The 26,655-nt window shown below is 58.3% G+C and carries 22 protein-coding genes; 13 read left to right on the top strand and 9 right to left on the bottom strand.

The genetic code is table 11. The features are described 5' to 3' along the window. Positions 1 to 61 precede the first annotated feature (61 nt). Together fadJ and fadI are read right to left on the bottom strand one after the other, a co-directional pair. The gene (fadJ, locus tag AB5Y76_RS09965) at positions 62 to 2,209 is read right to left on the bottom strand and encodes a fatty acid oxidation complex subunit alpha FadJ (RefSeq protein ID WP_263717774.1); all 2,148 of its coding nucleotides are present in this window, start codon (positions 2,207 to 2,209) and stop codon (positions 62 to 64) included. Continuing rightward, complete coding sequence (gene fadI / locus AB5Y76_RS09960; protein WP_263717716.1) at positions 2,209 to 3,519, bottom strand: acetyl-CoA C-acyltransferase FadI; 1,311 nt, start codon at positions 3,517 to 3,519, stop codon at positions 2,209 to 2,211. Before fadI ends, fadJ begins: the two co-directional genes overlap by 1 nt. 182 nt (positions 3,520 to 3,701) lie before the next feature. Between fadI and AB5Y76_RS09955 the strand changes: the two genes are divergently transcribed. The 11 genes from AB5Y76_RS09955 (at position 3,702) to AB5Y76_RS09905 (ending at position 15,963) form a co-directional block, all read left to right on the top strand. Next, a complete protein-coding gene (locus AB5Y76_RS09955) occupies positions 3,702 to 4,652 on the top strand; it encodes a MoxR family ATPase (protein WP_263717717.1) in 951 nt (316 codons plus the stop codon). Beyond that, positions 4,643 to 5,545 (top strand): DUF58 domain-containing protein, encoded by a 903-nt coding sequence (locus AB5Y76_RS09950; protein ID WP_263717718.1) that lies wholly within the window; start codon positions 4,643 to 4,645, stop codon positions 5,543 to 5,545. Before AB5Y76_RS09955 ends, AB5Y76_RS09950 begins: the two co-directional genes overlap by 10 nt. Beyond that, positions 5,530 to 6,069, top strand: a complete 540-nt coding sequence (locus AB5Y76_RS09945; protein WP_263717719.1) for a DUF4381 domain-containing protein — start codon at positions 5,530 to 5,532, stop codon at positions 6,067 to 6,069. Before AB5Y76_RS09950 ends, AB5Y76_RS09945 begins: the two co-directional genes overlap by 16 nt. After that, complete coding sequence (locus tag AB5Y76_RS09940) at positions 6,066 to 7,058, top strand: VWA domain-containing protein (RefSeq protein ID WP_263717720.1); 993 nt, start codon at positions 6,066 to 6,068, stop codon at positions 7,056 to 7,058. The genes AB5Y76_RS09945 and AB5Y76_RS09940 overlap by 4 nt, the downstream gene beginning before the upstream one ends. After that, complete coding sequence (locus AB5Y76_RS09935; RefSeq protein ID WP_263717721.1) at positions 7,049 to 8,500, top strand: VWA domain-containing protein; 1,452 nt, start codon at positions 7,049 to 7,051, stop codon at positions 8,498 to 8,500. The genes AB5Y76_RS09940 and AB5Y76_RS09935 overlap by 10 nt, the downstream gene beginning before the upstream one ends. Positions 8,501 to 8,520: 20 nt before the next feature. Then, a complete protein-coding gene (locus tag AB5Y76_RS09930) occupies positions 8,521 to 10,032 on the top strand; it encodes a hypothetical protein (RefSeq protein ID WP_318528155.1) in 1,512 nt (503 codons plus the stop codon). Between the two features lie 13 nt (positions 10,033 to 10,045). Continuing rightward, positions 10,046 to 10,645, top strand: a complete 600-nt coding sequence (locus tag AB5Y76_RS09925) for a sigma-70 family RNA polymerase sigma factor (RefSeq protein WP_005333245.1) — start codon at positions 10,046 to 10,048, stop codon at positions 10,643 to 10,645. Further along, positions 10,638 to 11,417: a DUF3379 domain-containing protein gene (locus AB5Y76_RS09920; protein WP_263717723.1), complete on the top strand. Its 780-nt coding sequence runs from the start codon at positions 10,638 to 10,640 to the stop codon at positions 11,415 to 11,417. The genes AB5Y76_RS09925 and AB5Y76_RS09920 overlap by 8 nt, the downstream gene beginning before the upstream one ends. 402 nt (positions 11,418 to 11,819) lie before the next feature. Beyond that, positions 11,820 to 13,136 carry an outer membrane protein transport protein gene (locus AB5Y76_RS09915; RefSeq protein ID WP_263717724.1) on the top strand — a complete coding sequence of 439 codons (1,317 nt, stop codon included), beginning with the start codon at positions 11,820 to 11,822 and terminating at the stop codon, positions 13,134 to 13,136. A gap of 252 nt (positions 13,137 to 13,388) precedes the next feature. Beyond that, positions 13,389 to 14,624 carry an OmpP1/FadL family transporter gene (locus AB5Y76_RS09910; protein WP_263717725.1) on the top strand — a complete coding sequence of 412 codons (1,236 nt, stop codon included), beginning with the start codon at positions 13,389 to 13,391 and terminating at the stop codon, positions 14,622 to 14,624. Positions 14,625 to 14,739: 115 nt separating this feature from the next. Further along, positions 14,740 to 15,963 (top strand): EAL and HDOD domain-containing protein, encoded by a 1,224-nt coding sequence (locus tag AB5Y76_RS09905; RefSeq protein ID WP_005360324.1) that lies wholly within the window; start codon positions 14,740 to 14,742, stop codon positions 15,961 to 15,963. On the opposite strand, the gene AB5Y76_RS09900 is transcribed toward AB5Y76_RS09905, so the two are convergent. Then, positions 15,960 to 17,135, bottom strand: coding sequence for a thiolase family protein (locus AB5Y76_RS09900; RefSeq protein ID WP_263717726.1), 1,176 nt, complete (start codon positions 17,133 to 17,135; stop codon positions 15,960 to 15,962). The genes AB5Y76_RS09905 and AB5Y76_RS09900 overlap by 4 nt on opposite strands. Positions 17,136 to 17,257: 122 nt before the next feature. Between AB5Y76_RS09900 and AB5Y76_RS09895 the strand changes: the two genes are divergently transcribed. Next, positions 17,258 to 17,650 (top strand): MerR family DNA-binding transcriptional regulator, encoded by a 393-nt coding sequence (locus tag AB5Y76_RS09895; protein WP_005360322.1) that lies wholly within the window; start codon positions 17,258 to 17,260, stop codon positions 17,648 to 17,650. 106 nt (positions 17,651 to 17,756) lie between these two features. Here AB5Y76_RS09895 and rplY read toward each other — a convergent pair whose 3' ends face one another. The 5 genes from rplY to AB5Y76_RS09870 all read right to left on the bottom strand — a co-directional run bounded on the left by rplY (position 17,757) and on the right by AB5Y76_RS09870 (position 25,119). Further along, positions 17,757 to 18,044: a 50S ribosomal protein L25 gene (gene rplY / locus AB5Y76_RS09890; RefSeq protein ID WP_005333252.1), complete on the bottom strand. Its 288-nt coding sequence runs from the start codon at positions 18,042 to 18,044 to the stop codon at positions 17,757 to 17,759. Between the two features lie 116 nt (positions 18,045 to 18,160). Next, the gene (locus tag AB5Y76_RS09885; protein ID WP_263717727.1) at positions 18,161 to 19,048 is read right to left on the bottom strand and encodes a hypothetical protein; all 888 of its coding nucleotides are present in this window, start codon (positions 19,046 to 19,048) and stop codon (positions 18,161 to 18,163) included. Positions 19,049 to 19,143: 95 nt separating this feature from the next. Further along, positions 19,144 to 23,058 (bottom strand): ATP-dependent RNA helicase HrpA, encoded by a 3,915-nt coding sequence (hrpA, locus tag AB5Y76_RS09880; RefSeq protein ID WP_263717728.1) that lies wholly within the window; start codon positions 23,056 to 23,058, stop codon positions 19,144 to 19,146. Positions 23,059 to 23,298: 240 nt separating this feature from the next. After that, a complete protein-coding gene (locus tag AB5Y76_RS09875; protein ID WP_005333273.1) occupies positions 23,299 to 23,721 on the bottom strand; it encodes a CBS domain-containing protein in 423 nt (140 codons plus the stop codon). Positions 23,722 to 23,841: 120 nt separating this feature from the next. Further along, entirely contained in the window at positions 23,842 to 25,119 is a 1,278-nt protein-coding gene (locus tag AB5Y76_RS09870; RefSeq protein WP_263717729.1) for an HD-GYP domain-containing protein, read from the bottom strand. 156 nt (positions 25,120 to 25,275) lie between these two features. Between AB5Y76_RS09870 and AB5Y76_RS09865 the strand changes: the two genes are divergently transcribed. Then, positions 25,276 to 25,970 (top strand): IS1 family transposase gene (locus AB5Y76_RS09865; protein ID WP_263717775.1). Its coding sequence is split into 2 segments (ribosomal slippage): positions 25,276 to 25,528 and positions 25,528 to 25,970, totalling 696 coding nucleotides; the frame shifts between segments, so codons are not numbered across the junction. 31 nt (positions 25,971 to 26,001) lie between these two features. Here the strand turns inward: AB5Y76_RS09865 and AB5Y76_RS09860 are convergent. Then, positions 26,002 to 26,592: a hypothetical protein gene (locus AB5Y76_RS09860; protein ID WP_263717730.1), complete on the bottom strand. Its 591-nt coding sequence runs from the start codon at positions 26,590 to 26,592 to the stop codon at positions 26,002 to 26,004. Between the last annotated feature and the right edge of the window lie 63 nt (positions 26,593 to 26,655).

Below are 26,655 nucleotides of genomic sequence, written 5' to 3'. Positions count from 1 at the left end.
ATAGAAAGAGGCCCGCATGGTGTGCGGGCCTCGTTGTCTTGCGGTCAATCTGCAGCGGTTATCAGTAGAAGGTCTGCTGCTCTGCGGCCATCGCCTTGAGGCGGGCACAGGGGGCGAACCGGTCGCCGTGGCGTTTCTGGTAATACTCCAGACGGCCAACCAGATGATCAATTCCTAAGGTGTCCATGTAGCGGAACGGGCCGCCAAGGAAGGGCGGGAAACCGATGCCGAAGATGGCGCCGATATCGCCATCACGGGCCGACGCCACCACACCGCTATCCAACGCCATGGCCGCTTCGTTGAGCATCAGCAGCACGCAGCGCTCGGCGATCTCCTGACGGGCCAGCTTGGCAGACGGCTTGATGCCGAGCACGCCATAGACGCTCTCGTCCACCGTCTTCTTGCCCTCTTTGCCAGTCAGCTTGTTGCGCGGTGCCGCCTTGCCATAGAGATAGAAGCCCTTGCCGTTCTTGCGTCCCTTGCGATCATTTTGCAGCAGCTTGTCGAACGCCTTGGGCGCCTGGAACTGCTCGCCGCCCAGCTCTTTCTCAAGAATAGGGGAGATCTTGGCGCCCACATCGATCCCCACCTCATCGAGCAAGGTGATGGGGCCAACCGGGAAACCAAAGTCCAGCAGTGCGCTATCCAGCACCTCCACCGGCTCCCCTTCCAGCACCAGTCGCGCCGCCTCATTCATGTAGGGGGCAAGGATGCGGTTGACGTAGAAACCGGCTTCGTCCTTCACCACGATGGGCGTTTTGCCCTGGGCGCGGGCAAAAGCCAGGGTGGTAGCGACCGTCTCGGCACTGGTGCCAGCGTGGGGGATGATCTCCGCCAGCGGCATCTTGTCCACCGGGCTGAAGTAGTGCAGCCCCACGACTCGCTCTGGGTGCGCCGCCTCTGCCGCAATCTGGTTGATGGGCAGGGAGGAGGTGTTGGAGGCAAACACTGTGTGCTCACCGCACTCACGCTCCACATCCTTCACCATCTGGTGTTTGAGATTGAGATCTTCAAACACCGCCTCAACCACCATGTCCACCCGGTGGAAACCGGAGTAGTCGAGGGTACCAGTCAGCAGGCTCATCTGTTTTTCCAGCTCGCTGCGCAGAATGTGACGACGCTTGAGCTTCTTGGCCAGAATGTCGTAGCTGTAGCGCATAGCATTGCCGATCCCGGCGCTTGCCACATCCTTGATCCGTACCGGCACGCCCGCCTTGGTGGCAGTGACGAATGCTATGCCGCCCCCCATCAGACCACCGCCCAGCACGGCCGCGTGGCCCACCTTGCGCGGCTCGGCCCCCTGATAGGTGACCTCTTTCTTCATCTCGGTGGTGGCAAAGAAGATGGAACGCAGAGCGGCAGACTCAGCCGTCATCACCAGCTCGCCAAAGTGGCGGGATTCGGCGGCCAGACCGGCCTTCATCCCCTCCTCCACGCCGATGCGCACCACCTCGAGGATCCGCTCCGGCGCCGGATAGTTGCCGCGGGTCTTGGCTTTCACCCCCTTGCTGGCCTGATCGAACAGCACCTTGCGGCCCAGCTTGTTGGTCTCCAGCACCTTGCCCTGCAGATCCCGTTTCAACTGATGGCGCGGTTTGCCCTTCTTGGCCAGCTTGATGGCAGCATCCAGCAAGATTGACGGCGGCACCACATCGTCCACCAGCCCCAATTTCTTGGCTTGTTTGGCGCGAACCTGCTTGCCGGTCAGCATCAGGTCCAGCGCCTTGGCCACACCGATAAGGCGCGGCAGACGCTGGGTACCGCCAGAGCCCGGCAGCAGACCGAGCTGAACTTCCGGCAATCCCAGCACAGATTTTCCGTGATCGGTCACCACCCGACCATGGCAGGCCAGCGCCAGCTCCAGCCCGCCACCGAGACAGGGGCCGTGAATGGCGGCGATCACCGGAATGGTCAGCCCCTCGATCTCGGCAAAGATCTCCTGCCCTTCTCGCGACAGGGTCTCGGCATCCTTGGCACTGGTGCAGGCGGCCAGCATGGTAATGTCAGCGCCGGCGATGAAGGAGTCCTTCTTGCCGGAGGTGATCACCAGACCGATCAAATCCTTGTTGCGTTTTACCTCGTCCAGTACGGAGCGGATCTCCTCCACAAAGGCGGCCTTGAGGGTATTCATGCTCTCGCCCGGCACATCCATGGTGAGGATACCGATGCCATCTTTGCGAACATCCAGGGAAAAAGTCTTAGCGCTCATCATTCAACCTCCAACACCATCGCCACGCCCAATCCACCCGCCGCACAGGCGGTGTTGAGCCCCAGTCCCCCACCGCGACGACGCAGCTCGTGCAGGGTCTGGGTGATCATCCGCGCACCGGTCGCGGCAAAGGGGTGGCCATAGGCCAGCGAACCACCGAGGACGTTGAACTTCTCCATGTCAACCTCGCCGATGGCCTGATCGCGGCCCAGCTTGTCACGGGCAAACTCGTGGCTGGCAAACATCTTGAGGTTGGCCAGCGTCTGGGCGGCAAAGGCTTCGTGCATGTCGATCAGGGTCAGATCGCTGAGCGTGATGCCGGCTCTGTCCAGCGCCAGCGGCGTGGCATAGGAGGGACCCATCAGCATGTCCTGCCACACATCGATGGCCGAGAAGGCGAAGCTGCGGATATAACCCAACGGTTCGAGTCCCAGCTCTTTCGCCCGACCTTCCCGCATCAGCAGCACGGCGGCGGCGCCATCGGTCAGCGGAGTTGCGTTGGCAGCAGTGACTGTGCCATGAACCCTGTCAAACACCGGCTTGAGCTTGGCGTAGCTCGCCAAATCCGAGCTTTCACGGATATTGTTGTCCCGCTCCAGCGGTGACTTGTAGGGCGGTACATGGGCGGTAAACACCTCGCCGCTGAGCTTGCCATCGGCCCAAGCCTGCGCGGCCAGAGTGTGGGAGCGGTGAGCCAGCGCATCTTGCGCCTCGCGGCTGATCTGGTGGCTCTTGGCCATCTGCTCGGCGGTCTGTCCCATAGAAAGTCCCGTAGAGTATTCCGCCACCGCAGGCGGCACCGGCAGCAGATCCTTGACCCGCAACTGGCGCAAAATGTTGAAGCGCTGCTGCAGATTGCGCGCCTTGTTGAGATCCACCAGGGCGCGGGCCAGCTTCTTGCTCACCCCGATGGGCAGCACGGAAGAGGAGTCAGCGCCGCCGGCGATGGCGATGTCTACGGTACCGGCCATGATGGATTCGGTGACGTTGGCCACAGCCTGGAAACTGGTGGCGCAGGCGCGGGAGACACTATAGGCATCGGTATTGACGCTCATGCCGGTACCGAGCACGATCTCGCGAGCAATGTTGGGGGCTTCCGGCATCTGAACCACCTGGCCAAACACCAGCTGGTCGATAAGCTTGGGATCGAGATCGGTACGGGCGAGCATCTCGCTCACCACCAGTTTGCCGAGATCGACTGCTGGCACGCCATGAAAGGCGGTGGCCTGCCTGGCAAAGGGGGTACGCAGCCCCGCCACGACGGCAATCCGTTCGCCCTGGCGAGTCGTCAGTTTCAATGGCTGTTTCATCCTGGCTCCTTGGTTTAAAAGGCAGAGGTCTGACCTCATTGCGCCACATCTTAACAATCCAATCACAAGTTTCATACAGCTGATTGAAACTAAATTAAGCACGGCAAGGCCCCTTTGCTCGCCCTTGGGGAGCAACTGGAGTATAAAAAGATCAACTTCCATAAAAACAACGGGTTTATCGCATGGCAGTGGCCGAGTTCAGAGCACTTAGGGACTATCTTGGCAGTCAGATCCTGGGGCAGGAGGAGCTAATAGAAGGGCTCCTGATTGCCCTGTTATGTGAAGGACATGTGTTAATCGAAGGGGCCCCCGGGCTGGCCAAAACCCGCGCCGTCAAGGCGCTCGCTGGCGCCATCGATGGACGCTTTGCCCGTATCCAGTTTACCCCAGACCTGCTTCCCGCAGATCTCACCGGCAGCGAGGTGTTTCATCCGCAGGATGCCAGTTTTGTATTTCAACCTGGCCCCCTCTTCAACCATCTGGTGCTGGCGGACGAGATCAACCGGGCACCGGCCAAAGTGCAATCAGCACTACTTGAAGCAATGGCTGAACACCAGATCACCGTGGGCAAAAAGAGCTGGCGGCTGCCACCGCTCTTTATGGTCGCCGCCACCCAGAATCCTATCGAGCAGGAGGGAACCTATCCCCTGCCGGAGGCGCAGCTCGACCGATTTCTGCTCAAGCTGATGGTGGATTACCCGAGCCCCACGATGGAGCTCGCCATCTTGCAGCTCAACGCCAGCGGCGAACAGCTTGGCGCGGCGCCGGTGACACTGAGTCAGACCAGCTTGCAGCATGCCCGCAGCGAAGTGCTGGCGGTGACCATGCAAAGCAGACTGGAGCACTATCTGGTGGAGCTGGTCTGCGCCACTCGCCCGGGCAGTGGTCTTTGCCCTGCCCTTGAGCCGCTGATTGCCGTGGGGGCCAGCCCCCGCGCCACGCTGGGGCTGGCTCGCTCCGCCCGCGCCCGGGCCTGGCTTGCCGGACGAGATTATGTGCTGCCGGAAGATATTCAGCTGCAAGCCTATCCGGTGCTGCGCCACCGCCTTATTCCCAGCTATCAGGCACTGGCCGACAATCTGGATAACGATATCCTGATCGCTCAACTGCTGGATCAGGTGCCATGCCCCTAGAACCCGGTCTGCATCCCGATATCGCCCTGTCGCTGCCACGGCTGCTCAATATCCGGCTATGGGCCAAGGCCAGGAAGCCACCTCACGCAGGCAGAAGCAGCAGCGAACGCGGCAAACCGGGCCGCTCTCCCGGACTCACCTTTCGCGAGCTGCGCGCCTATCAGGCTGGTGACGAGGTACGCCATATCGACTGGCGAGTGACCGCACGCCTCGGTCGTCCCTATACCCGCCTCTATAGCGAGGAGCTCGATCAGGCGCACTGGCTGCTGCTCGATCTCTCTCCCGCCATGTATTTCGGCTCCACACGGCAGCTCAAGGCACGTCTGGGATGCGAGTTGGCGGCCGCCCTCATCTGGCAAGGGGAGAAGCAGCACAACACCCTGATCTGCCACGGGCTTCCCCCCCATCACCAGAGCCAGCGCGGCAGCGTGCTGCCCCTGCTCGAATCCCTCTGCCATCACTACCAGCAAGGGCTGGCACGTCGGCCCCTTTCGCACTCGCTAGCCGACACCTTGTCCGGCGTGAAGTTGCCTCACGGAGCCAAGCTGACGATCATCACCGATCACAGACCCTGCGAGTCGGCGCTCTGTCAGCAATTGCAGCTGCTCTCCCGGCGCCACGATATTCACTATTGGCAGATCCGCGACCCCCTCGAGGCCGCCCTTCCCTCTGACGGCCAGCTGCCAGTGGCCATCGATCGGCCAGGGCAGCACTATCAGGGCTGGCTGGATGGGAGCCATGCCGGTTTCTCCCGCCGCTACCGGCATGCCGCCGAGCAGCAGCTGGCCCACGGCAAGCAGTTGCTGTTGCCATTGGTGCAACGCCTCTATCTGCTCGATAACGGCCAGACGCTGCAACAGCAGTGGCAGGAGGGGCTATGTCATCAGGGATGATCTCGCCCGCCGAACTCGACAGCGCCAGTCCAGCCTCCGACGCCATCACTCCGCCGCTGGCCGCCCTGATGCGCGACATCCACCCGGGGCCGGATCTGATTGAACAGAGTCTTGACCCCAGAGTGCAGGCGCTATTGTGGCTATTGATCACAGCGTTATTGCTGCTGCTGATCGTCCTGATTGCCCGCAGGGTGATACGTTACCGCCACTGGTGTCGTCAGCTGGAGGGAGATCCGGCACTGCTGGTGGCACGCATACAGGAGGCCCTACGTCATGAAGCATTGCAACGCTGGCCCGAGGCGCGCCAGCTTCAGGGAGAGGCGTGGCTCGCCTTCGTTGATCGTCACGGTGGCAGCGATTTTAGCCAGTTCGCCCCTCACTGGAGCAGTTGGCTCTATGGCAACCAGAACCCGACTCGCGAGCAGTGCGAACAGCTTCGGCAACATTATCGCCGCTGGGGTCAAACCCTCTTATTGCAACGCTCTCCCCGCTCGGGGCGTAAAGCCGCGCGGAGGCATTCATGATCCTGGCATGGCCCTGGTTTGCGCTGGCGCTGGTGCTGCCCTTGCTGGTGCGCTTCGGCTTGCCGCCCCTGCGCCGCGGCTATCTGGCTCACCCCGGGTTTGCGCTGCTGCGTCCTCAGGCCGGATTGCCGCTCTGGCACGCCATGCTGCTCTGGTGTGCCCTTATCCTCGCCCTCTGCCGCCCCCAGTGGTGGGGGGAACCGGTGATCCAATATGAAGGGAGTCGGGATCTGCTGCTGGCAGTGGATCTGTCAGACAGCATGCGCACCCCGGATATGCTCGATAACGGCGAACAACAAGCGCGGCTGACGGCGGTGCGTCAGCAGATCAAGGCGCTGATCGCCAAACGGGCCGGAGACAGGGTGGGCCTCATCGTCTTTGCCGATCACGCCTATCTGCTCTCTCCCCTCACTCAGGAGATCCCGGCGCTGTTGACCTTGAGCGACGAGCTCGATTTTGATCTGGTCGGCCGAACCACCGCCCTTGGCGAGGCGATCCAGCTGGCACGTCAGCATGGGGATCCTGGTCGCCCCACCGCCCTGCTGCTGGTCACTGATGGCCGCAATACCGCAGGCAATGCCGACCCGCTGCAGGAGGCCAAACTCGCCGCGGCGCAGGGAATACGGATCTACACGCTGGGGGTCGGGGCCGATCCCGATACCTTTATCCAACCCTATGATGAGGCAGGCAGCGGTCAGGCCGATCCCAGCAGCGAACTGGACGAACCGCTCCTGAAAGAGCTGGCAAAAACAGGACAGGGGCGCTATTTCAGGGCGCGAACCCAAAGCGATCTCGATGCCATCAATGCGACTCTCAATGCCCTTGAACCTGCCCCTATGCCGATTGCCCAGTACCAGCCGGTGATCGAGCTCTACCCCTGGCCGTTGGCACTGCTTTGTGGCTTGCTGCTTCTGCCATCAGGGCACGGCAGACTGGAGTTTCGCATGGTGCGTAACTGGCTGGCACGAGGCGCGCGCAGATGGAGCTGATCTTGCTCCGCCCTCTGTGGCTGATCGCACTCATCCCCTGGCTCTGGCAAGGGTGGCACCGTCGTTGCCAGCCCCCGCTGCTCACACCTGCGATGCAGGCTTATCTGCTGCCAGCATCCCGTCCTCAACGTCCCTGGCTCTGGCTGGCAACCCTGCCCGTGATTTTGGCCCTGAGTGGCCCCGCACTGCGCGGCGAGCTGCAACAGCAGCCTGCGGCACCGCTCGATATCTGGCTACTGGACTTGTCACGTTCGATGACCGCCACCGACCTCAAACCGGATCGGGCAACCCGGGTCAGATGGCAGTTGCAGCAGCTGCTGAGCCACGCCAAGGATGAACGGATTGCGCTGATCCTCTACGCAGGCGATGCCTACCTCGCCATGCCGCCAACCCGGGATCATCAGGCCCTTTCGCTGCTGCTGCCCGACTTGCGCCCCGATATCATGCCGCTGCAGGGCAGCAACCCGGCACGGGCGGTGGAACTTGCCATGAAGCAGCTGGCCCCCGGAGAACAAGCGCGTCTGCTGCTGATCACCGACGACCTCACCCAGAATCAGATGACCCAAATCGCCGCCCTGTGGCCCTGCCAGCAACGCCTTCTTTGCCGCGACACCCAGTCGGCACGCCTCGATATTCTGCTTGCCAGCAGTGGTCAACCGGCCCCCATGCCCGCCATTCCGGCCAATGAGTTGGGGTTTGCCGCCCGCATGCCCGCGCAGTTGCCCGCCTCCGATAGTCAGGCCATTGCCGCACTGGCCAATCGCCTCGGCGGTGAGCTGCAGTGGCTTGATAGCGATGTCCCTCGCTTTGCGCCGCTGCCCACGACTACCTCGGCCCTCACCCCGGCGCCTCTCGATTTAGGCCCCTGGCTGCTGATCCCCTTGTTAGCGCTGGCCTTGCTGGCCAGAGTCGGCGCCCGGTTGATGGTGGCGCTGATGATGGGTGCACAGCTGCTTGCGCCACAAGATCTGCAAGCGGCAGAAAGGGCGGATCTGCAAGCGATGCAGGCTTATCAACAAGGGGATTTTCAGCGTGCCGCTCGCACCTTCAACGATCCGGTTTGGCGTGGCAACGCCTGGTATCGGGCCGGAGCCTACCGACAAGCCATCGCAGCCTATCAGGAAGCGGCGAGTGCCACCGCCCACTACAACCGCGGCAATGCCCTGCTGCAACTGGGGGAGTTTGCCGCAGCCAAAGAGGCCTATCTGGCCGCCCTGGCGCTGGAGCCCGGCCATGAAGATGCGCTCTATAACCTCTCTCTGTTACAGGGCGCAGCGGCGGCTGCTCCCGATACCAGCAACAGCAAGCAGCCCAAGCCATCGGCTGAACAGCAGGCAGCAGCAATGCCCCTGCCACCCTCTCCCCCGGTGTTGCTGCTGGAACAGCGACTGCGCAAAGAGGCGCTGCGCCGGGATCTGATCAAGGTGGAGGAGCCCTGGTGACGCGTGCAGGATGGGGGCTGTTGCTCGCACTCGCGAGTCCACTTTGCTGGGCTTTGCCCCCTCGGGCAGAGCTGCTGCCGGGGGCCGCCCCCAGCGATTGGCTGCTGATCATCGAAGCGGATGGCGAGCGCCAGAGCAGCGAACTGGAGATCACCCCCCTACTACGCCAGTTTGCAGTGGGCAGAGTGACCATGAGCCGGGTCACGACCCCGGTACAACAACTGACTCGCTGGCAGATCCCGCTGCACCAGAGCAATTCACCCGCAAATACAGAGGTGGTGATTGCCCCGCTCAAGCTGGGAAATGAGTTCACTCCCTCGCTCACCCTGCCATTGAGAGAGGTGAAAACAGCGGCGCTGCCGCAACCCGCAGCCCCCTCGCCCCTCGAGATGCAGGCCAGCCTTGAACATCAGGGCCCGCTCTATCCCGGCCAGCCGGTGATCTACCGGCTGACACTATGGCTGCCCACCAGTATGCAAAACCCGGCCCTGAGCGAACTCAGCTCTGCCCACTTTACCATCCGTCGCCTCGGTAGCGACGAGTGGATCGCCCCCGCTCAGGCTGGTCTACCCGGCCGGCTCACCCGCAGCTGGCTCATTCAGGCAAAAGCGCCTGGGCTATGGCTCCTCGACTCACCCCGCTTGCAGGGGCAGCTCACGCAGCAAGGGAACAAGCCGCAAAAACTCTCAGCCCGCGCGGCACCACTCGAGGTTCGGGTCGACAAAGCCCCCGCCACGCCGGTGGCCACCCGGCTGACCCTGAGTCAACGGCTTGAACCGGCCTCCACGGGGGAAGTGGGTGAACCACTGATCCGTATCCTCACCCTGACCATGGAAAATGGTGACAGCGGCCAGATACAGCTTGCCCCCCTGATGGCCCATCAACTGCCAAACGGCATACAGGCACATCCCGATGGCGAGCAACAGCAGGAGCGTTACCGAGATGGCAAGCTGTTGTTTGAGCGACAGTGGCGCCAGACTCTGGTCGCGGAGCAGAGCGGCGACTACCAGCTGCCCCCCATTGATCTGCCCTGGTTTAATACCCAAAGTGGCCGGATTGAGCAGGCCAGCCTGCCTGCCATCACGCTGACGTTTCAGGCAACGACAAATCGGCAACCTGATCAGCAGACATCGCAGATGGTACTGCGAGAGAGCCTTTGGTGGGTCGTGCTGGCTATAACGCTGCGTGCGCTATGGCGCCACTGGCCCCGCTGGCGAGCCTTCTATCAACTGCAACGAGCCCTTGCCCGACACCAGCCGGATGCCAGTCGCAAGGCGCTGATCAAGTGGGCGACCATGCGCTGGCAGGTCTCCTATTATCAATTAGGCCAGTTGCCCGACGCTGGGCATAATCGGCTCGGCAACGCACTCGCCGCACTCGAGCGAGCCTGTTTTGCACGACCCTCTTCTGGCCAGCCCATCGAGTGGTGCGCTCTGGCGCGTACCCTCAGAGCTGATGAAACGGACGGTATTGCGTACCTGATTTACCTGCTGGCGCACGGGAGTTCCCGCTCCCGCCGCTACGCGCCCTGACAAGGATTGCCCTATGGCACTGCTGTTTTTTAGAAAAAAACGTGCTCAGCAGCATATTGGTGGAAATGATCCGGCCACTTCGCCGGTCTCTGATCCCATGGCTGACAAACAAACCAAATTTGAAGCACTGGTTCATGCACTACATGGCGATCTCTACCGGTATGCCTACTGGCTGACCAGGGATCCCAACGTAGCGGAAGATCTGGTGCAAGAGACCTTCCTTCGTGCCTGGAAGGCGATCGACACCCTGCAGGATGACAAGGCGGCCAAAGGGTGGCTGATCACCATCCTCAGACGGGAGAACGCCCGCCGCTTTGAACGCAAACAGCTGGAACTGGTGGATCTCGACGATCACCCTCAGCCCCAGCACGACGCGCTGCACAGCGAACAGGAGATGGAGAACGAGTGGTTGCACCGTCACATCGCCCGGTTGCCCGAGGAGTATCAGGAGCCACTGCTGCTGCAAGTCGTGGGAGGATTCAGTGGTGAGGAGATTGCCGAGATGCTCGGCCTCAACAAAAACACCGTCATGACCCGACTGTTTCGCGCCCGCAACCAGATCAAGGAGGCGATGGAGCAGAAGAACCAAGCAAGAGGACACGGACATGGATGAACTCGAATTTCGCCGCAATGCCATGATCCAGCCCCACGATCAACTGCCGGATTTTCTCAAAACAGCTGAAGCCAGCCAAGCCAATCGGAACTATCTCGACGAGATGAAGCAGTTCGACAGAAGCCTCAAGCGCGCCATGCAGGTAGAGGTTCCCGCCGGACTGGCCGAACGGATCCTGCTCAGGCAAGCCATGCTGCAAGACAGTGACGCGCAAGATGAGATGCCGCCATCCCGACCCCTTGACACGGCGCCAGTCAAGCTCCGGACATCAACATCCTGGCGCCAGATCGCCCTGGCTGCATCGGTCGCCTTCCTGCTGGGAATGAGCACCCGGTGGATCACGCTGCCAGAAACGGCTCCTGCGGCTCTCTCTCTCGCACAGGTGGCGATGGCTCATGTCTATGGCGAAGAACCCTTTATTGAAGGTGTCGATGAGCAGGTCAATCTGCATAACATCAATGCCAAGATGGAGAAGTATGGCGCCACCTTAAGCGGGATGGATGGGCTCAAGGTGACCTATGTCAATCACTGCTCGTTTTATCAGGGACCAGCCTTGCACATGGTGATCCAGGGAAAGATGGGGCCAGTCACCCTCTTTTTAGTGCCCAAACATGTTCCATTAACCCTGCAACAGGCCACTTTTGAAGATGGCACCCTCAAAGGGGAGATTGTCCAGCTCAAAGGCGCCAATATGGTACTGATTGGCGAGATGAAAGAGCCACTTGCCCCCGTTGCCAATGCCCTGCAGTCACGTCTGCAGTGGGACATTTAACATCGCCGGTTAACAACCTCAGAACCATCCTCAATTGCAGGCAGCGGTCACGAGCCGCTGCCTGTTCTCCCCCTGATTACTCCTCTTTGTCACTCATTTGCCTCAAGATTTCGAAAAATTGACAAAATTATTTTTGTGACGGAGATCGGCAATCTAGGTCAATAATCCACCTTTAGCCCCTCAAAATGATGAATTAAACAGCAGGTTAAAACAAATGGTTAACACATCGATCACTTTTATGTATTCTGCTGTCACTGGTCTGATTTCTTACCTCCTACCAGATCCATAGAATCACGCCAGAATTGATTGGGAAGAAGCTGAAATAAAAACGGATTTTGTCGAGGTTTGCATTGAACGTGCAGCCAATATCGGCAAAAAAATCTGCCTACAAGAGAGAACACCATGACGACAACTATTTTCAAGAAGAGCCTGATTGCCGCCACCATCGCGCTGGCCACCGGTCAAGTCCATGCCGCGGCATTCCAGTTGAACGAGCACTCGGCCTCCGGTCTGGGTCGCGCCTATGCCGGTGAAGCAGCTATTGCCGACAACGCCTCCGTGCTGGCCCGTAACCCGGCCGCCATGACCATCTTCGACAAGATGGCAGTTTCTGTCTCTGGCACCTACATCAAACCGGATGTGGATGTGGAGGGTAAGCTTTCATCTCCAAGCCCCCTTCTAAACGGTAAGGATGCCAGTCAAAGTGGCATTGCTCCCGCAGCATTCGTACCTGCCTCCTATTTTATCCAACCATTGAATGACCAATGGGCTTGGGGTATTGGCCTTTTCTCCAACTACGGTCTCTCCACCGAATACTCCAAAACCTTCACAGCAGGCTCGGCTGCTGGCGATACAGAATTGGTAACTTTTAACATAAACCCGAATATCGCCTATAGGGTTAATGAACAGTTCAGTGTTGGTGCGGGTATCAACGCAGTTTACGGCGCGGCCGAGCTGAATCGATACAAAGGCTCATTACCGATCCCTGGCTTAAACACCGACTCCAAAATTTCATCGATGAAAGGTGATACTTGGGGCTTTGGCTGGAACATTGGGACACTTTATGAGATCAACGAAAATAACCGTTTAGCTCTCACATATCGCTCTCAAGTTGACCTCAAATTTAAAGGTGATTACAGCAATGACATTAACCCACTAATCCCAGGTTTAGGTGGCCTTGGAGGTAAAACTGTTGATGGACAACTAAACCTTGATTTGCCTGCTCAAGCTGAGTTCGCAGGTTACCATCGTCTAAACCAACAATTTGCAGTGCACTATTCAGTTAACTGGACTGATTGGAGTGCCTTTGAAGAACTTAAAGCAACTGGTTCCCAGTGTGGTGTTGGTACAGCCAACCCGGGTGTCTGTTTGCAAAAACCAGAAAAATTTAAAGACTCACTCCGTTATTCAATCGGCGGTACTTGGTATGTCAACCCTGCTTGGGAAGCTCGTCTGGGCTTTGCCTATGACAACAGCCCTATCGAACCTGAATACCGCAGCCTGAGCATCCCCGACTCAGACCGCATCTGGTATAGCGCCGGAGCCACCTATCATATCAACACTGATATGAGTGTTGACTTCGGTATGGCTTATCTGGACGGCAAAGAAGTTGATGTAGACGAGAGTTTGACCTCTGACCACAAAGGCCAGTCTCGTTGGAAAGGTACTTCCCACGGCAACGCCTTCCTGGCCTCTGCCCAGTTCAACATGAAGTTCTGATTATTGATAGAATTGAAAGAGCGCCGTCAGGCGCTCTTTTTTTATCCACAACTTAGATTTCAGCGCACACATGTAGCACACACGTGTTTATTTTTCTTTTCCAATCAAGCTATTAGAATGCATCCTTCCAGCATTTAATCTTGTTTTATCCAGATACTGGCCATTACCGTTGCCTTACTGGTCATACCATATAAAATCCTGCCTCCATTCATATGACCTATTGAACCTTCGGGTAACAGCAAGGATTTTGCCATGCATCCCATCATCAAACCGTCCGCCATCGCCCTGCTGGTGATCGCAGGTCAGACTCATGCCGCCGGGTTCCAGCTGGCTGAACAGTCCGCTACAGGACTGGGACGCGCCTTTGCCGGTGAGGCCGCCATCGCGGACAACGCCAGTGTGCTCTCCCGCAATGCAGCAACCATGACCCGCTTCGATAAGATGGCGCTCTCTGGCGGCGCTATCTATGTCAGTCCTGACGTCAATATCGAAGGAAAAACGGCCGGTTTACTAACTCATGCTGATGCTACAGCACACGATATCGCCGCCGCAGCCTGGGTTCCCAACGCTTATCTCATCATTCCACTCAGCGAGCAGTGGCGCCTCGGTTTCTCGGCAACCTCTTACTATGGTCTTGGTGTCAAGATGCCGGATAACTACAGCGCTGGCCACTTTGGCAATGTCTCCGATATCAAGACCATGGATCTGGGTACCTCACTCGCCTATCGCATCAATGAGATGTGGTCAATTGGTGCCGGGATCTCTGCTATTCAGGGCGAAGGCGAGGTTGGCGGTGTATTTAATGTCGGCCCACATAAGATAGTGAAACATCTGGAAGGCGATGGATGGGCTTTAGGCTGGAACGCGGGGATGCTGCTAACTCCATCGCAAAATACACGGGTAGGGCTGTCATATCGCCACGATACAACACTGACGCTCGAAGGTAATGCTCAAGGAGCAAACGGATTGACTCCATACGAGGATACCGGACGCCTTGATTTACCATTGCCTGCAACCGCTGAATTGGCTCTCTTCCATCAGTTGACCGACAAACTCGCACTCCATGGCAGCCTGAACTGGACCAACTGGAGTAAATTTGTGCAACTGGAAGCAGAGCTGGATCACCAAGGCTCAATGCATATCAAGGACGAGCACTGGGAAGATAGCTGGCGCTACGCCATCGGTATGACCTATCAGGTCACTCCCAAGTGGCAACTGCGCTCCGGTGTGGCCTATGACGCCAGCCCGGTGCCAGCCGATCGTCGTACCATCTCCATCCCGGATGCCGATCGGCTCTGGTACAGCGTGGGAATGGGGTATCAGTTCACGCCCAACTTGACCTTGGATCTGGGGCTGACCCTGATCGATGGCAAAAAGGTGGATGTCACTGAAAAGATGGATCTGCTACCAGGTATCGCATCTACCTTCCAGGGCACTTCCGAAGGGGATGCCTGGCTGGCTGGTGCACAATTGAGCTATCTCTTCTAAATTCCTTCCCTGCAAAAAACGCTATGCCAATTATTGCCTTACTCAATAAGGTGAACACTGGCATAGTGTTCTGCAACACCATAAAATCAACCCAGTACCTTTACTGGAGCAAGGCATGTATTCCTACGTAGCAAGACAGCCGATCCTCGACAGAGACCTCAACACTCATGCCTATGAGCTGCTCTTTCGCGATAGTCTGAATAATGTCTTCCCGAGCATCTCCTCCCAGCAGGCGACGTCACGCCTGGTGGTCGAACAGTTCCTCCAACAAAATATCGATCAGCTGTTGGGAGGCCGCCCCTGCTTTATCAATTTCCCCCACTCACTGCTGCTGGAGGGATTGGCAGAGTGCCTGCCGCCCGAAAAAGTGGTGATTGAGATCCTGGAAGATTCCCCACCGGATGATGCCCTGCTGGAAAAGGTGAAACAGCTGCACAAGCTGGGATATCAACTGGCACTCGATGACTTCACCATGTCACCGGATTGGGAGCGCTTCCTCCCCTTTATCCACATCATCAAGTTTGATCTTCGTGCCACCCCCCTGATGCAGATCAAAGTGTTTATCCAGCGGCATCAGACGCTGGGGCTCACCTATCTGGCGGAAAAAGTAGAGGACAAGGCGGAGTTCGAGCGGGTCAAACAGCTGGGTATCCAGCTGTTCCAGGGTTTTTTCTTCAGCAGACCCGAGATGGTCAAGCAAGCCACCATGGAGCCGGCGCAAGTCGTGGTGATGCAGTTGCTCAACGTGGTCAACGAGGCAGAGCCTGATATCAACAAGATTGAGCAGCTGCTCGGTCAGGATATCTCCCTCTCTCTCAAGCTGTTGCGCTATGTCAACCATCTCAAAGGCCACACCAACCCTATTTCGTCATTTCGCCAGGCAGCCATCTATCTGGGCAACACCCAGCTAAAGCGCTTTGTCTCGCTGGTAGCCGCGACCAGCGCCGGCAAGGGCAAGAGCGCCGAGCTCTACCAGATGTCGATGATCCGAGCCCGATTCTGTGAACTGCTGGCCCACGCCCACGCCCCGAGCCAGCAGGCACAACAAGCCTTTATCACCGGTCTCTTCTCCCTGCTGGATGTACTGATGGAACAGCCGATGGACAAACTGCTCGGCACTATCCCTCTTATCGACGATATTCGGCTGGCGCTGCTGGAGCGAAAAGGCAATCTGGGTTTCTACCTCGCGTTTTGTGAAGATTACGAGAGCGCCAACTGGTCACGGGTAACGGCCAGAACAGCCCGCCTGGGGCTGAGCGAGGATAAGGTGAGTCACCTCTATCTGGCCGCCACCACCTGGGTCACAGAACAACTGTTGGCGATGGAAGCCACCAATTAATTCGTTTCGTCATTCACTTCGACCGCGATAGCGGTCGCCTCCCCGCCCCCGATACAGAGCGCTGCCACGCCTCGCCGCAAACCCCGTTGCCGCAGCGCGGCAATCAGCGTCACCAGAATGCGTGCGCCACTCGCCCCCAACGGATGACCGAGTGCACAGGCCCCTCCATGCACATTGACCTTGTGATGAGGGATGCCGACCCCGCTCATGGCCAGCATGGTGACCATGGCGAAGGCCTCGTTGATCTCGAACAGATCGACCTCTTCCACCGACCATGCCAGACTCGCCAGCAAGCGTGAAATAGCGCCAATGGGCGCAGAGGTAAATTCGGCGGGCAATGCCGCGTGACTCTGATAACCGACGATCCGTGCCAGCACTGGTACCTGCCAAGCTTGCGCCGTGGCGCCATCCATCAATATCAGCGCCGCCGCACCGTCCGAGATGGAGCTCGAATTGGCCGCCGTAATAGTGCCCTCCTTGCCAAAGGCAGGCTTCAGGGTAGGGATCTTCTCCGGTCTGCCCTTGCCGGGCTGTTCGTCTTCGGCCAGCAACAAGCGCTCACCGCGATAGACGCTTGTCAGCTCGGACACAAACGCGCCGGCTTGCTGCGCATCGCGCGCACGCTGCAACGACGCAAGAGCAAACTCATCCATGGCACTGCGGGTCAAACCGGCCTGATCGGCGCTGCGCTGGGCATGTATCCCCATCAGCTGGTCATCATAGGCATCTTGCAAACCGTCGAGGAAGAGGTGGTCCAGCACCTTTTGATGCCCCATCCGAAAGCCGCTGCGGGCATTATCCAGCAGATAGGGGGCACGGCTCATACTCTCCATCCCCCCCGCGACCACTACCCTGTTGTCACCAAGGCGGATGGTATCCGCCGCCAGCATCACTGCTTTCATGCCGGATCCGCACACCTTGTTGACCGTGGTAGCAGGCACACTATCTGGCAACCCTGCTTTCAACAACGCCTGCCGGGCTGGCGCTTGCCCCACGCCCGCCGCCAGCACATTGCCCATAAACACTTCATCGACCTGATCCGGACGCAGCCCACTTTGCTGCAGTGCCGCCTCGATGGCATAGGCACCCAACTCAGGCGCAGTTACCTCTGCCAATGCCCCCTGAAACGCCCCCATCGGAGTCCGTTTTGCCGCCACAATTGCAATATCCATTTGCCTGCCTCTGTTTGTTACATGGCCATAACATAGGGGTTCTGACGCGATGGAACAAGAGTTGCAGTGCAGTTTACGTTTAGGTAAGGTGCAGACAGGATTTAGTTCGCCAAGAAGTCTGTATGAACAACAAGGATGAAGGACGGCGCTTCAGCATCAGTGAGCTGGCCCGGGAATTTGATATTACGACGCGCAGTATCCGTTTCTACGAGGATCAGGGGTTGCTCAATCCCGCCCGAGAGGGACAAACCCGCATTTACAGCAAGCAGGATCGGGTTCGCCTCAAGCTCACCCTGCGCGGCAAGCGGCTCGGATTCAGCCTCGCCGAGATCCGCGAGCTGTTTGATCTCTATGATGCCGACAAGAGCAGCCGCACCCAGTTACAGACCATGCTGGGACTGGTTGAGGAAAAACGGGAGACACTGCAACAGCAGATGGAAGATATCAGGATGGTACTGCTGGAGCTTGATGCCGCCGAGCAGCGTTGCCAACAAGCCCTTAGCCAGCTGGGATAACCGCCTTGCTGGCTTATCAGGTAAGTCCCTTCAGCCTGCTCACAAGATGCCAGATAGCAAAAAGCCACTCCTGAGAGTGGCTTTTCTTCAACCTGACGGTTCGCTATTAAACGCGAACGAAGTCCAGGTGGATCAGCTTGTAACGTACCGGGTGACGCTGGATAGCTTTCACTTTTACGTTAACTTCTTCACCGTTGATAACCAGAGTCAGTACAGACTCATAGAATTCCGGCTTCTCTTGAGCCAGGATCATTTTCTTGTGGTCAACAGTGATGGACAGGGCTTCTTTGCCTGCACCGTAAACGATGGCAGGAACTTGGTCAGCTTGACGCAGGCGGCGGCTCGCACCTTTCCCCAGGTCAGAACGGACTTCAGCTTGGAATACGAAAGACATAGTATGTATCTCTTTTGGATGAATTTATGGTGCTAACTGCGACCGGTCAGCACCTCGCAAAACGAGCGCGAATACTACCACGGGCCAAATTCTGATACAAGGTACCGACTCTGCATTTAGCGCCCCTGCTCCAACCGGGCGAACTGCTGCTGACGCTGAGCCGGGCTCAGGGCATCAAACCGCGCCAGGGTCTCGGCGCGCGGGCAGTAGAGACCCTCCCCCGTTCTGACTCGAATGCTCTTGCCAAGCCGCTGCTGGTTCTCTGCCACCAGTGCCAGCAAATAGCTGTAGGTATCGGCTCCCCGAGCGCTGGATAACTGGTTCGCTATACGCCACAGGGTCTCCCCTGCGGCGACCTGATGACACACAGTTTGTGGACCGCCGGCCGCAGGAGCCGAGAGGGTAAGAATGGCGTCACTGCCTGCGGATAAGCTAGCCGTGTGGCTGGCGAGCGCCATATCGGCGCTCGCTACTCCCTCATATCCTTGGGCACCACTCATCCCCGCTGTGCGAAAGGTCACCCCCAGCTGAGCGAGCAGAGGTTCGCTCTCGTCGGGGTCGCTGGGCATATCAACACCACCGAACGCGGATTGCGGTGTACGGAACTCGGCGATAAAGGGCGCGACAGGTTGCGCGTGATAAGCAGGGAATCCACTCCCCTGCTGCACGATTGCACCAGCCGCAACAGCCTGCCCGGAGACGACCCCGTAAGCCATCTCGTCGATGCGCCGCAGCCTTGCCAGATAGGTTTTGGAGAGCTGCGCCTCCCCCTCGAACAGATCGAAGGGGGGCACCAATCGGGCGGGAAAGAGGATCTGCCAGCGACCGTGCTTTTGCTTTTGGGCCAGCGGCGGAAACTGATTGCCACGCCAGGCCACAAACATAGCAGGCGGCGTGCGCGCCAGCGGGTAATATTCCGGGTTCAACTGCACCCAGGTTTGTTCCGCGATGGGTTGATAACCGCTGATCACCACCTGCGCCACACTCAACCAGATCCCCAGCATCCTTGCCTCCCTGACTTGCGGTTTGAAGGGGCTACCTGACCGGCAACCCCTTCTCAGCACCCGCTATCATGCTGTTAAAACAGTTAGATAGCAGCTTAGCACTGAGCGATGGCGTTAAGCACCCGTTTATCGGAGACCGGATAAGGGGTCCCCAGATTCTGAGCGAAGAACGACACCCGCAGCTCCTCAATCATCCAGCGGATATTGACCACCTCGGTGGGAATAAGCTGGGATTTGGGGATCTTGGCGAGCAGCGCCTTGTACTCCGACTCCACGCTGTGCACTTTGAGCATGTAGACCCGATCCCGGTTGGGATCGATGGCGAGCTTCTCCAGGCGGCGCTCGATGGCGCGCAGATAGCGCAGCAAATCAGGCAACCGCTGCCAGCCGGTCTCGGTGACAAAACCTTTGTGAATAAGGTTGCCGAGCTGCTGCTGGATATCGGACATAGCAAAAGCGGTATCGAGCTGCATCTTGCCCTTGAGCCGTTTCTTGATCTCATGGGACAGCGTCAGTACGGCCTCCACCTGCTTGGCTACCTCCACCACCGCATCGTTGAGCTCGGCGCGGACAAACTCCTTGAGCGCCTCGAAACCGGCCTCATCCCAGGCCAGCCCGCCATGCTGCTCGATCAGCTTGTCACAACCGCAGGCGATGCAGTCGTCAATCAGCTCAGCCACCTTGCCAAACGGGTTGAAATAGAGCCCCAGCTTGGCCTTGTTGGGCAGCTTCTCCTGCAGATACTTGATGGGAGATGGCACGTTGAGCAGCACCAGCCGGCGCTGGCCCGCCCACATCAGCTGCTGCTGCACCACCGGACTCTCCACCAGCTGGATGGCGACCGAATCTTTCTCGTCTACCAACGCCGGATAGGCTTTCACCTCGAAGCCGCCGCGCTTCTGGCTGTACTCCTGGGGCAGCTCGCCAAAGCTCCACAGGGTGAGACCGGACTGCTCGATGTCATCATCCGCCACTTGCGACAGGGTCTCCTGCACCTTGCCACGCAGCGACTCTTTCAAGGCTTCCAGATCTTTCCCTTCAGCCACCTTCTTGTGCTTATCATCCACCACGCGGAAGGTGAGTTTCAGGTGATCGGGCACCGCAGCCCAGTCCCAGGATTCGCGAGGTACGGTGACGCCGGTCATGCGGCGCAGTTGGCGCTCCATCTCGTCCAGCAGCGGTCCCTGCTCGGGGTTAATGCTGGCAAGCAGCGCATCGGCATAGTTGGGCGCCGGCACAAAGTTCTTGCGCATCGGTTTTGGCATCGACTTGATGAGGGCTACCAACAGCTCGTGACGCAGCCCGGGGATCAGCCACTCGAACCCCTTCACCTCCACCTGATTCAGGAGCGGCAGCGGGATATGCAGGGTCACGCCATCGGCGGCCTCCCCCGGCTCGAACTGATAGGTCAGCTTGAGTTTGAGGCGCCCCTGCTGCCAGAAGTTGGGGTAGTCAAGATCGCTGATGTGGGCGGCGTCCCCCTTCATCAGCATCTCTTTTTCGAAGTTGAGCAGCTCGGGATCCCGCTTTTGCGTCTCTTTCCACCACTTGTCGAAGTGGCGGGCGGAGATCACCTCCTCCGGCAAACGGGTATCGTAGAAGCGGAACAAGTCCTCGTCATCCACCAGGATGTCGCGCCGACGGGATTTGTGCTCCAGCGCCTCTACCTCGGCCAGGAGCTTGCGGTTATCGCTGAAGAAACGGTGACGGGTCTCGAAATCCCCCTCCACCAGCGCGCGGCGGATAAACAGCTCGCGGCACAGCGCCGGATCGATACGGCTGAAGTTGATGGTGCGCTCGTTGACCAGGGTCAGACCATAGAGGGTCACCTTCTCCTTGGCCATTACAGCGCCGTTTTTCTTCGACCAATGTGGGTCGCTGTGGTGCAGCTTGATGAGGTGGCCTGCCAGCGGCTCCACCCACTCGGGCTCAATCTTGGCATTGATGCGAGCGTAGAGGCGCGAGGTCTCCACCAATTCTGCGGCCATCACCCACTTGGGCGGCTTCTTGAACAGACCCGAGGCCGGGAACAGGTGGAAACGGCCATTGCGGGCGCCGAGGAATTCGGGCTTTTCCAGATCCTTGTTGCCGATGTGGCTCAAGAGGCCGGTCAGCAGCGCGCAGTGCACCGTCTTGAAATCTGCAGGTTCATGGTTGGCTTTAAAACCAAGCTCCTTGACCGTCTGGCGCAGCTGGAAATGGATGTCCTGCCATTCGCGCACCCGCAGATAGGAGAGAAACTCCTTCTGGCACATGCGGCGGAACGGGTTGCTGCCAAGGGCATCCTGCTGCTCTTTCAGGTAGTTCCACAGATTGACGAAGGCGAGGAAGTCGGAATCCTTGTCCTCAAAGCGTCTGTGCTGTTCGTCGGCGGCCTGCTTCTTCTCCATGGGCCGCTCGCGGGGATCCTGAATGCTGAGGGCTGCGGTGATCACCATCACCTCACTCAGGCAGCCAGTCTGCGCCGCGCTGATCACCATCTTCGCCAGACGCGGATCAAGGGGGATGCGCGAGAGCTGGCGACCGGTCTCGGTCAGCTGCAACTTGGCTTCGCGCTCGCCGGTGGCGGGCAGCTCGCGCACCGCCTCCAGCTCTTTCAAGAGAGTCAGGCCATCCTTGATATGGCGGGACTCTGGTGGCTCGACGAAGGGAAACGCCTCCATGTTGCCAAGGCCGAGCGCCAGCATCTGCAGGATGACGGAGGCCAGGTTGGTGCGCAGGATCTCGGGGTCGGTAAAGGCGGGACGGCTATTGAAATCCTCCTCCGAGTAGAGGCGGATACAGATGCCGTCCGCCACCCGACCGCAACGCCCTTTACGCTGGTTGGCACTGGCCTGGGAGACCGGCTCGATGGGCAGGCGCTGCACCTTGGTACGCCAGGAGTAACGACTGATGCGGGCGGTGCCCGGGTCAATGACGTAACGAATGCCCGGCACCGTCAGCGATGTCTCCGCCACGTTGGTGGCGAGCACGATGCGTCGCCCAGCATGGGGCTGGAACACCTTGTTCTGCTCGGCGTTGGAAAGACGGGCGTAGAGCGGCAGCACCTCGGTATCGCGCAGATTGAGCTTGCGCAGGGCATCGGCGGTATCGCGGATCTCCCGCTCGCCGTTCATGAAGATGAGGATGTCCCCCAGCCCCTCGCGGGCCAGCTCTTCCACTGCGTCGAAGATGCCCTGCAGTTCGTCGCGCTCTTCAAGACCTTCGCTCTTGTCACTGCTTTTTTTATCAACAAATAGCGGACGGTAGCGCACCTCAACCGGGTAAGTGCGGCCGGAGACCTCGATCACCGGCGCCTTGTTGAAATGGCGGGAGAAACGTTGCGGGTCGATGGTGGCCGAGGTGATGATCACCTTGAGATCGGGGCGCTTGGGCAACAGCTGCTTGAGATAACCCAGAATGAAGTCGATATTGAGGCTGCGCTCGTGGGCCTCATCGATGATGATGGTGTCGTACTGGGTGAGCATCCGGTCGTTCTGGATCTCCGCCAGCAGAATACCGTCGGTCATCAGCTTGATGTGGGTCTGCTCGCTCACCTGATCGGTAAAGCGCACCTTGTAACCCACGTAGTGGCCAAGCTCGGACTCCATCTCCTCGGCAATACGGGCCGCGACGGTGCGGGCTGCCAAACGGCGTGGCTGGGTGTGGCCGATAAAGCCCTTCACCCCGCGCCCGAGCGCCAGACAGATCTTGGGGATCTGGGTGGTTTTGCCCGAGCCTGTTTCCCCTGCAATGATCACCACTTGATGTTCTTGAATAGCCTTGGCGATCTCAGCCTGCTTCTGGCTAACCGGCAGGTTGTCCGGATAAGTCACCTTGGGTACTCCGGCCAGACGGGTTTGATAGCGCGCTTGCGCGGCATCCAGATCGGCAGCGATGGTCTCCAGCACGGCAGCCTGTTTGCCTTCAGGCAGCTTCTTGACCCCGTGCAGACGGCTGGAAAGGCGACGGGCGTCGAGGTTCATGCAGGCAGAGAGACGGCGGCGCAGCGCCTCGATAGAGAGAGACAAGGTACGAATTCCTTAAATAGGTGCCCAGAGGGGCCATATCGATAAGCTGGGAGCGATCCTAAAGAGCGAGCGGGAACGGTGCAAGCCATAACGTAGCGTTATATATGGGAAGACAGAGAGATTGGCCAATCCCCAAACATGACAGAACAATCATTGTAAGATGGCATAACATGAATAAATGGCAGCATATGAAATAGCCAAGGCAAGCCGAAGCTTGCCTTGGGAGAGAGAAAAACAGGGTTAACCGTGGGTGTGATGGACAAAACAGGTGGTGAGCTGGGCATGAATGGCCTGCATGACGTTGTGGCGATTGATAACCCCGAGCAGACGCCCCTCCTCCACTACCGGATAGATCTTCGGCTTTTGCCCCATCATCATCTCCGCCAGGCTCAAAATGCTGGTATCGGGTCCCACCGACAACACCTCCTTGCGCATCACATCCTTGACCTGCGCCACCTGTTCGCAGTGATAGGCCTCCTTAAGCAGCACTGCGATGCAATCCTGCTCGGAGATCCAGCCAATCAGATGGCCCTGCCCATCCACCACCGGGCCACCGAGCTGATGACTGTTCAGAAATTTCTCGACCGCAGCTTGCACCATCATGTCGGCAGTGAAAGTGATGGGTCTGCTCTGCATATAATCCTTGGCTTTTAGCGATTCCATATCTGCTCCCCTACGGTAGTCCATCAAGCTGGCGTCTTGTGCGCCGGTACCGGCACCATGCTCGGCTTGTTCCAAGCATAGCTGGCTCGCGGCGGTATGAGTCAGCGGCCAGCCTCTCCCTCAATTGATGGCATGATCCGGCTCGCGATCCGGAATGGCTGCCATCATCATCTGCGGCAGGTGATCGGCCAGCACCGCCACCACCGCAGGATCGACCCGCCCCTGATCCGCCAGTTGCTGCATAAAGGTCAATGCGTCACGAGCCGGCAGACCGCGGCGATAAGGTCTGTCCTGCACCATTGCCTGAAAAATATCAGCGACCCGCAGGATCCGCGCTTCGAGCGCCATGGCGGATGCCGGCAGGTGGAACGGATAGCCCTCACCGTCAGGCTCCTCATGGTGATAGGCCGCCCAGCAGGCAATCTCCTCAAACCCTTCGATGTGGCGCAGGATCTGGTAAGTCTCGAAGCTGTGGGTATTGATGATGGCCCGCTCCTCTTTCGTCAGGCTGGCAGGCTTGTCGAGGATCTCGTCCGGCACCCTGAGCTTGCCCAGATCATGCAGCAAACCGGCGATCTCCAGCATGTCACAATGGATGGCACTGACTCCCATCAATTCTGCCAGTGCCCGAGACAACCTGCTCACACCGAGCGAATGCGTCATCGTGAATGGGCTTTTGGCGTCGACAATGCCGGAGAAGATCTGCGCCAGCGCTTTTAGCTCCCCGTTGAAGGTCAGGCAAGGCTCCCGCACCTGCAGCATCTCCAGCATGTAATCATTGATGGAGCGGGCTTCCAGCTGCAGCCAGAATGCCTCAGAGCGAGACGCCTTGAGGAAGGCATCCACCAGCTCGGGGGCAAAGAACTCGTCACGGAAATCCTGCAGGCGTGCGCGGATCTCGTTGGTATGCATCAACAATGAACCATCACCATAGTAGGGCGCCGCCAACGCATCGCAGCGATCCACCAGAAAGATAAGGTTGGCCTGACGGGCTACATTGGGGTCCACATCGGCCATCTCGCGCAACAGTTGCCAGTGGGTGTGGTGATAACGGATAGGCAGGGCCAGTGGAGCCAGCAAACGGAAATCCTTGAGCAGCTGATATCCCACCTCGCAGTGGCGCTGGGAGGACTCCCAATCGAACTCGCTGACCAGATGGTGATGGGTGATGGTCGAGGAGACACCGATATCATGCAGCACCCCCAGCTCGAACAGCAGACAGCGTTCGGCCTCACTCATCCCCAGCTCCCGGCTGCACTCGGCAGCCATAATCCCGACCCGTTTACCGTGGGCCACATCGCCAATGCCCACCAGATCCAGCGAGGCTGACAAGGCATACACCACCTGCCTTAGATCCACTTGCAACGAAAAGGGGGCTGCGCCCTGCGCTCTGTCCATGATCCGGGTCCCATGCGATGTTGTCGTATCAAACTGGCGCTGTTTTATCCTTCGCCTTCTATCAACTTAGTCAATAGCCGAGCCTTTTACCTTGTTTTGGTGATGCCTCCGAACGGTTGAGATGGTGTGGTGGGTGCTTTTGAGATTTATGGCTTCATGGCATCCATCACCGTTTACTGTCCTCGTTGCAACTCTGATCACGTATATCGTCATGGGAAGACCCCTTCTGGCCATGCTCGCTATCGCTGCCCCGCCTGTCCTCACGTGTTTCAGCTCACCTACACCTATGAAGCCCGCAAGCCTGGCGTTAAAGACAAGATTGTTGATATGGCCTTCAACGGCTCAGGTGTTCGTGATACTGCTCGCGTCCTCAAGATTGGCATTAAAACCGTCATACGCGCCCTAAATAACTCACACCAAGGCAAGTAACCTCCGAAAAGGTGGTACTCGATGACGTGGCGCTTATCTGTGAACTTGATGAGCAATGGGCCTATGTCGGCAATAAACAGCATCGACATTGGCTTTGGTATGCCTTTGATACCAAGAGAAAACGAGTCGTGGCATATACCTTTGGCCCACGCAACGATGAGACATGCCGCCACTTGCTGAGCCTACTTTCTCCGTTCCAGATTGGTTTTATCACCAGCGATGACTGGGGGAGTTACGCCAGAGCGATGCCGAGTGAGACACACCTGACCGGGAAGATATTCACCCAGCGTATCGAGCGTAACAACCTGACGCTCAGAACGCGCATCAAGCGATTGGCTCGCAAAACCATCTGCTTCTCTCGTTTCATTGAGCTCCACGAGAAAGTAATTGGTGCTTTTATCGAAAGGCGCCATTTCAACTGATTGGAGGCATTACCCGATTTAAATATAACGATTACTCTGCTGTCTCCCCCTTGTGGCAAGCCAGAGCCACAATAGCTAATGAGAGGATGGCCAGTATCAACAAGTGCTTGGCCAGCCATTCGTCGCTTGGCCTATAACGCAGTAGGCCTTTGTACGTATTTTCATAACTTATCAAGACCTGCTCACCTTCCTGCACCTGCCACGCCTGTTCGAAATAAAAGGGCCACCAAAATTTGTAATAAGGCTGACTCCAGACCGTGACCCGTTTTCCTTTTGCGGCAAGCAACGCTGCTTTGTTATAGATACTACCTCGATAGGCTATTTCCTCTCCCGAGTCCGTCAGGATCCTGATCGCGGAGTCATGTGCAGTACGGAGGGGCTTATAAACCTGCACAAGCACTCCCTCATTTTTCGTCAACTGTTCCAGCGGCAGGATGGGGTTAAGCAATTCAACGTAAAAAAACACGCTCCAGAAGCCCGCCATGATGGCTACCGCCACCAGAAACTTGGTCCACCCCTTTTGCATGGCACGGACGCCGAACACACGCCAGAACCAGGTGGCTTGCATGCGTGCCTTCGTCATGCGCCATTGTTTGCGAAATGCGAAAATGTCCATAGTCATGCTTTATTCATCCCTGTGTATGTTTCTCGCCTCCATCTGCAGCAAGGACATTACGACATGCAG

The sequence above is a fragment of the Aeromonas sp. R1-2 genome, assembly GCF_040908505.1.
GTDB lineage: Bacteria > Pseudomonadota > Gammaproteobacteria > Enterobacterales > Aeromonadaceae > Aeromonas > Aeromonas veronii.
This window is presented reverse-complemented; position numbering and strand designations above follow the sequence as displayed.